Here is a 4,639-nt window from a genome sequence, read left to right as displayed (position 1 = left end):
AAGTAGAAAAAAAACTCAAAAAGAAGTTTCAAAGGAGTTAGTCAATGAAAATAAAAATTCTTCAGGCTCCAGCTCCAGAACTTCCTTTTGTAGTAATTTACAAACCTAAAGCCTTAGCTTCTGCTCCAATTAAGGAAGCTGATAAAGACAATGCCTTTTCTCAGGCAGCAGCAATCTTTCCCCAGCTTTTAGAGGTTCAGGGAAGAAAAGCAATTGAACACGGGCTTTTACACCGCCTTGATACTGCAACAGACGGTATACTTTTGATTGCAGCAAGCCAGGATTTTTACGATTATATGCTCTGCGAACAGGAAGAAGGCCGTTTTATAAAATATTACAAGGCCTGCTGCAAAGCGGAAACCGATAATTGCAGAGAACTGGGGGGATTTCCAGAGGAGAGGGCCTGCCTAAGTGACTGGCTGCCTAATCCCCCGGCGCCGAAGGCGTTTTTTCATCCTGTTAAAATCACTTCTTACTTCCGTTCCTACGGCAAGGGCGGAAAAGAAGTGCGGCCTGTAACAGAAAAATCAGGTCCCGCAGCCCTTAAAAAGCTTGGCAAATTAAAGCTTTACACAACTCAAGTATGCGGCGTAAAAAAGCTGGAGGATTTTTTTGAAGTTGAATGTAAAATATCCCAGGGCTTCCGCCATCAGGTACGCTGTCATTTAGCCTGGGCAGGCCTTCCAATAATAAACGATCCTCTTTATAACGCAAAAAGTCTTGGAACACAAGAAGAGCTGCGCTTTTCTGCAAGTGCAATTGAGTTTCAGAATCCTGTAGACAAGAAAATCCTCCGTTTTTCAATATAAAAAACTACATAAATCATAAAGGCTGTGTTAAAATTAAAATAATATAACACTGGCGGCTCTGACCGGCCGCCTTACACACACAGGAGATAAAATCACATGCAAATTACAGAATCAATCAAATACATTGGTGTAAATGACCACAAAATCGATCTTTTTGAAGGGCAATTCGAAGTTCCAAACGGAATGGCATACAACTCTTACCTCATTCTTGATGAAAAAATTGCCGTAATGGACAGCGTTGACCAGAATTTTGGAGAAGAATGGCTTTCCAACATAAAAAAAGAACTTTCAACGGCCGGAGGACGACAGCCGGATTACCTTGTTGTTCATCATATGGAAATGGATCATTCTGCCAACATTAAAAAATTTACAGAAAGCTATCCTGCTGCAAAAATTGTAGCTTCAAAAATGGCTTTTGTTATGATGAAAAACTATTTTGGAAGTGATTTTGCAGACCGTCAGATTGTTGCAGGGGAAGGAACTACTCTTGAACTTGGCAAACATACCCTGAACTTTATTGCCGCTCCAAACGTTCACTGGCCGGAAGTTTTGATGAGTTATGAAAGCCAGGACAAGGTTCTTTTTTCTGCAGATGCTTTTGGAAAATTCGGCGCAAATGACGTTGAAGATCCTGAAGGCTGGGCATGTGAGGCTCGACGCTATTACTTTGGAATTGTTGGAAAATTCGGGGCTCAGGTTCAGGCAGTTTTGAAAAAGGCCTCTGGCTTTGATATTAAACATATCTGTTCTCTTCACGGACCTCTTTTAAGCGAAAATATCAAATATTATCTTGATACATATAATACCTGGTCCAGCTATGGAGTTGAAACAGAGGGAGTTGCTATCTGCTACACCTCGGTTTATGGAAATACTAAAAAAGCCGCTGAAAAGCTGGCAGAACTGCTCAAGGAAAAAGGCTGCCCTAAAGTCGCATTAAACGACCTTGCGCGCGAAGACATTTATGAATGCGTGGAGGATGCCTTCCGTTACGGAAAGCTTGTACTTGCTACAACGACCTATAACGGCGGAGTTTTCCCTAAAATGAAGGAGTTCATAGACCATCTTAAAGAGAGGGACTATCAGAACCGTACTATTGCTTTTATTGAAAACGGAACCTGGGCTCCAGCCGCTGCAAAAGGAATGGCAGCCCTCTTTGAAGCTTCAAAGAACATTACCTTTGCCCAGAATAAGGTTACAATTAAGACTGCTGTAACACCTGAAGTTGAAGAACAGCTAAAATCTCTGGCAAATGAGCTGGTATAGAAAGCTGTATTGTTCTGAATTATTCCCAGACAAATAAATCAGCGCAGTTTCTTTCACCGCCGGAAACTTCAATTGCCTGTCCTGTGCAAAAAGTATTTACGGCGGTCATAAAGAAAATCCATTCAGCAGCTTCTTCGGCTGTTGCCCAGCGTTTTAGAGGGGTGACAGCCATAATTTTGTTCCAGAGAACTTTATCTTCCATAACAGGCTTATTTAATTCTGTTATTACACCGCCAAAACAGAGGGCATTGCATGTAGCTTTATAATTATTAGCAAGTTTGATGGCAGTATGTTTCATATAGCTTACAACGCCGCCTTTTGACGCCACATAACCTGCAAATTCATTTCCATTTAAAGCACTTACAGATGCGTTAAAGAGCACAGATTTGATTTTTGGCTGAAAGGCATATTTTTGAGTAACATAAATTGTCCCCTTAAGATTTGTTTCAATATCAAAATCAATCTGCGAATCATCAGGGGTCTGGGAGCCCGCGTTATTTATGAGAATTTCTACATTATCAATTTCTGGAAGCCGGTCTTTTTGGGTAATGTCAGCAATATAATGAGTGTAGTTTTTATGGTTAATGACGCGTTCATTTTTATCTATGCCAAAAACATGATGTCCCTTTTCCAGAAATAAAAGGGCGGCTGCCTTTCCAATTCCGGAAGCCGTTCCTGTAATTAATACTTTCATGCTGACTGAATCTTATTCTTTTTCTGAAGATACTGCTCACCAACCTTATCTTTTTCCCATGAGCAGACAACCCTGTAACCAATGTGAGAAAATAAAACTTCACCTAAAAGTTCGCAAACAGCTCCAATTGCAGAGCAGATGAATACCTGTGTCCATGTCCAGCCGAAAAAGACCTTTGAAACGACTGTTGCAAAAATCATATTATCAACAAACTGGGCAATTATTGTAGAAGCATAGGAGCGGATTGCAAAGGCGATGAAATTATTAGATATAAGACGACCGCCAATCAGAGTATTAATAACAGCATTTACTATTGATGAAACCATAAAGGCAAGACCTGAACCTAAAACGATGTACCAGGTTCCGCCAAAGGTTGCGTTTAAGGCACGGTTTACTTCAAGACTTTCTGTTGAATAGAATTCACCCCACATACCAGGTGTAAGAGAAAGAAGGTAGAAAAGGCCGCTGGCTGCAAGGTTTACAAGAAGGGCAACTGTAGAAACTTTGATACTTGCTTTTCCGCCATAACGCTTACAGATTACATCCATACACAAAAACATTGCCCAGCTGAATACAAAACCACAGTCAAGAGCAACATATTTATAGCTTACTAATTCTTTATTTGCAAAAAGATTTGCAAGAATTACAGAAAGAAAGAAAAATGTGATTGCAAGGGATGGAATGTTTCTGAACAGAAGTTTGTAATCTTCTTTTTGTGAATTTAAAAATGATTTAAGTGATGTTTTCATAACATCAGCCTCCTTAAGGATTTTAATTTATAACGCGCAGTAGGGTTTTGAGGTAACATAAACTGCGCATAAAAATGTTGAAAGGAAATTTACATCTTTTATAAAAAAAAGTAAAGTATCAGAGAGGCTATTTCTGGTAAATCAGGCTTTCAATAATTGACTAAAAGATACTTTTTTAATAAAATAAATATACTTTAATTGCCCGGTTGGCGGAATTGGTAGACGCGCTCGGTTCAGGTCCGAGTGATTTTATCATGCGAGTTCAAATCTCGTGCCGGGTAATTTTTTTTGTCCAAATAACCTTACAGACAGCTATAAAGCATTCCAACAAGTCCAAAAAGCACTACAATACAAGCCGCATAAACCCAGAGTGGAAGGGAATCAGATGAAACTCTGCTTTTTTTTAGAGGCAGATACATTTGATTTTTTTTCATCTTTATATTTTTTGTTTTTGAGTTAATTTCTTTTGACAGGCTGTTTCCGCTACTCGATGTGCCCCCCTGACCATTTACGGCATAACCGCATTCCGGACATCCGTTGATAAAGTCGTTGGTTTTTCCTGTATGACCGCAATTTGGGCATAATACACTTGCAAAGAATTTTCCGCATTTAGGACAGAATTTTGATTTTCGGGGAACTTCAGAGCCACAGCACTGACAAAAAAACTTAGCTTCTTTTCCTGCCATTATCGAACTTCCAGAACAAGACTATTTTATTTCTGTCATAGTTTAAAACTTTTACAGCCTGCCATTCCCTTACTTTCTTGTCCATATAGACACTGACATAAGGAAGAATTTCACCACCCTTAAAATCCTCTTCAAAATCAAGAGTGCACTTTATCTGATTTTGTGAACATGAAGTTACACTGCCATTTACAATTTTTTCATAATAAGGCATAGAAAGTAAAATCTGTCCGATTAAAGAAATTTCAGCATCCGGATTTAAGAATTCAAATTCTTCTTTTGAAATATGATTAAAATAACCATTTATTCCAAGTTCAGCATATTTTTCCTGATCTTCCTCGGAAAGAGGGCTTTCCTCATATAAATAGATGCGTACATTACTTCCACCGATTCCGCTTTTTACAAACTGAACAAGAGTTTTCCACAGGCGGGGATATTCAC

The 4,639-nt window shown here is 39.1% G+C and carries 6 protein-coding genes and 1 tRNA gene; 3 read left to right on the top strand and 4 right to left on the bottom strand.

Annotated features, from left to right (window positions below; genetic code table 11):
- Positions 1-44: 44 nt before the first annotated feature.
- Positions 45-809 (top strand): pseudouridine synthase, encoded by a 765-nt coding sequence (locus tag MSI_RS12940; RefSeq protein ID WP_009107845.1) that lies wholly within the window; start codon positions 45-47, stop codon positions 807-809.
- Between the two features lie 96 nt (positions 810-905).
- Positions 906-2,072, top strand: a complete 1,167-nt coding sequence (locus tag MSI_RS12935) for an FprA family A-type flavoprotein (RefSeq protein WP_009107843.1) — start codon at positions 906-908, stop codon at positions 2,070-2,072.
- A gap of 19 nt (positions 2,073-2,091) precedes the next feature.
- Here the strand turns inward: MSI_RS12935 and MSI_RS12930 are convergent, their stop codons facing one another.
- Both MSI_RS12930 and MSI_RS12925 read right to left on the bottom strand, forming a co-directional pair.
- Positions 2,092-2,766, bottom strand: coding sequence for an SDR family NAD(P)-dependent oxidoreductase (locus MSI_RS12930; protein WP_009107841.1), 675 nt, complete (start codon positions 2,764-2,766; stop codon positions 2,092-2,094).
- Positions 2,763-3,515, bottom strand: coding sequence for a VUT family protein (locus MSI_RS12925; protein ID WP_009107839.1), 753 nt, complete (start codon positions 3,513-3,515; stop codon positions 2,763-2,765). The genes MSI_RS12930 and MSI_RS12925 overlap by 4 nt, the downstream gene beginning before the upstream one ends.
- 200 nt (positions 3,516-3,715) lie before the next feature.
- Between MSI_RS12925 and MSI_RS12920 the strand changes: the two genes are divergently transcribed.
- A tRNA-Leu gene (locus MSI_RS12920) sits at positions 3,716-3,796 on the top strand.
- A 21-nt stretch (positions 3,797-3,817) separates the two neighbouring features.
- Here the strand turns inward: MSI_RS12920 and MSI_RS12915 are convergent.
- Positions 3,818-4,201, bottom strand: a complete 384-nt coding sequence (locus MSI_RS12915) for a zinc ribbon domain-containing protein (RefSeq protein WP_009107836.1) — start codon at positions 4,199-4,201, stop codon at positions 3,818-3,820.
- Positions 4,182-4,639, bottom strand: a 458-nt coding sequence (locus MSI_RS14760) for a hypothetical protein (protein ID WP_039924989.1), incomplete at its 5' end; no start/stop codon positions are given. The genes MSI_RS12915 and MSI_RS14760, both read right to left, overlap by 20 nt.

It is taken from the genome of Treponema sp. JC4 (assembly GCF_000260795.1).
Classification (GTDB): Bacteria; Spirochaetota; Spirochaetia; order Treponematales; family Treponemataceae; genus Treponema_D.
This window is presented reverse-complemented; position numbering and strand designations above follow the sequence as displayed.

Bases quoted from the DNA above. Each gene is read 5' to 3' on its own strand.
- MSI_RS12940 (WP_009107845.1), top strand. From the start codon at position 45: ATGAAAATAAAAATTCTTCAGGCTCCAGCTCCAGAACTTCCTTTTGTA.
- MSI_RS12935 (WP_009107843.1), top strand. From the start codon at position 906: ATGCAAATTACAGAATCAATCAAATACATTGGTGTAAATGACCACAAA.
- MSI_RS12930 (WP_009107841.1), bottom strand. From the start codon at position 2,766: ATGAAAGTATTAATTACAGGAACGGCTTCCGGAATTGGAAAGGCAGCC.
- MSI_RS12925 (WP_009107839.1), bottom strand. From the start codon at position 3,515: ATGAAAACATCACTTAAATCATTTTTAAATTCACAAAAAGAAGATTAC.
- MSI_RS12915 (WP_009107836.1), bottom strand. From the start codon at position 4,201: ATGGCAGGAAAAGAAGCTAAGTTTTTTTGTCAGTGCTGTGGCTCTGAA.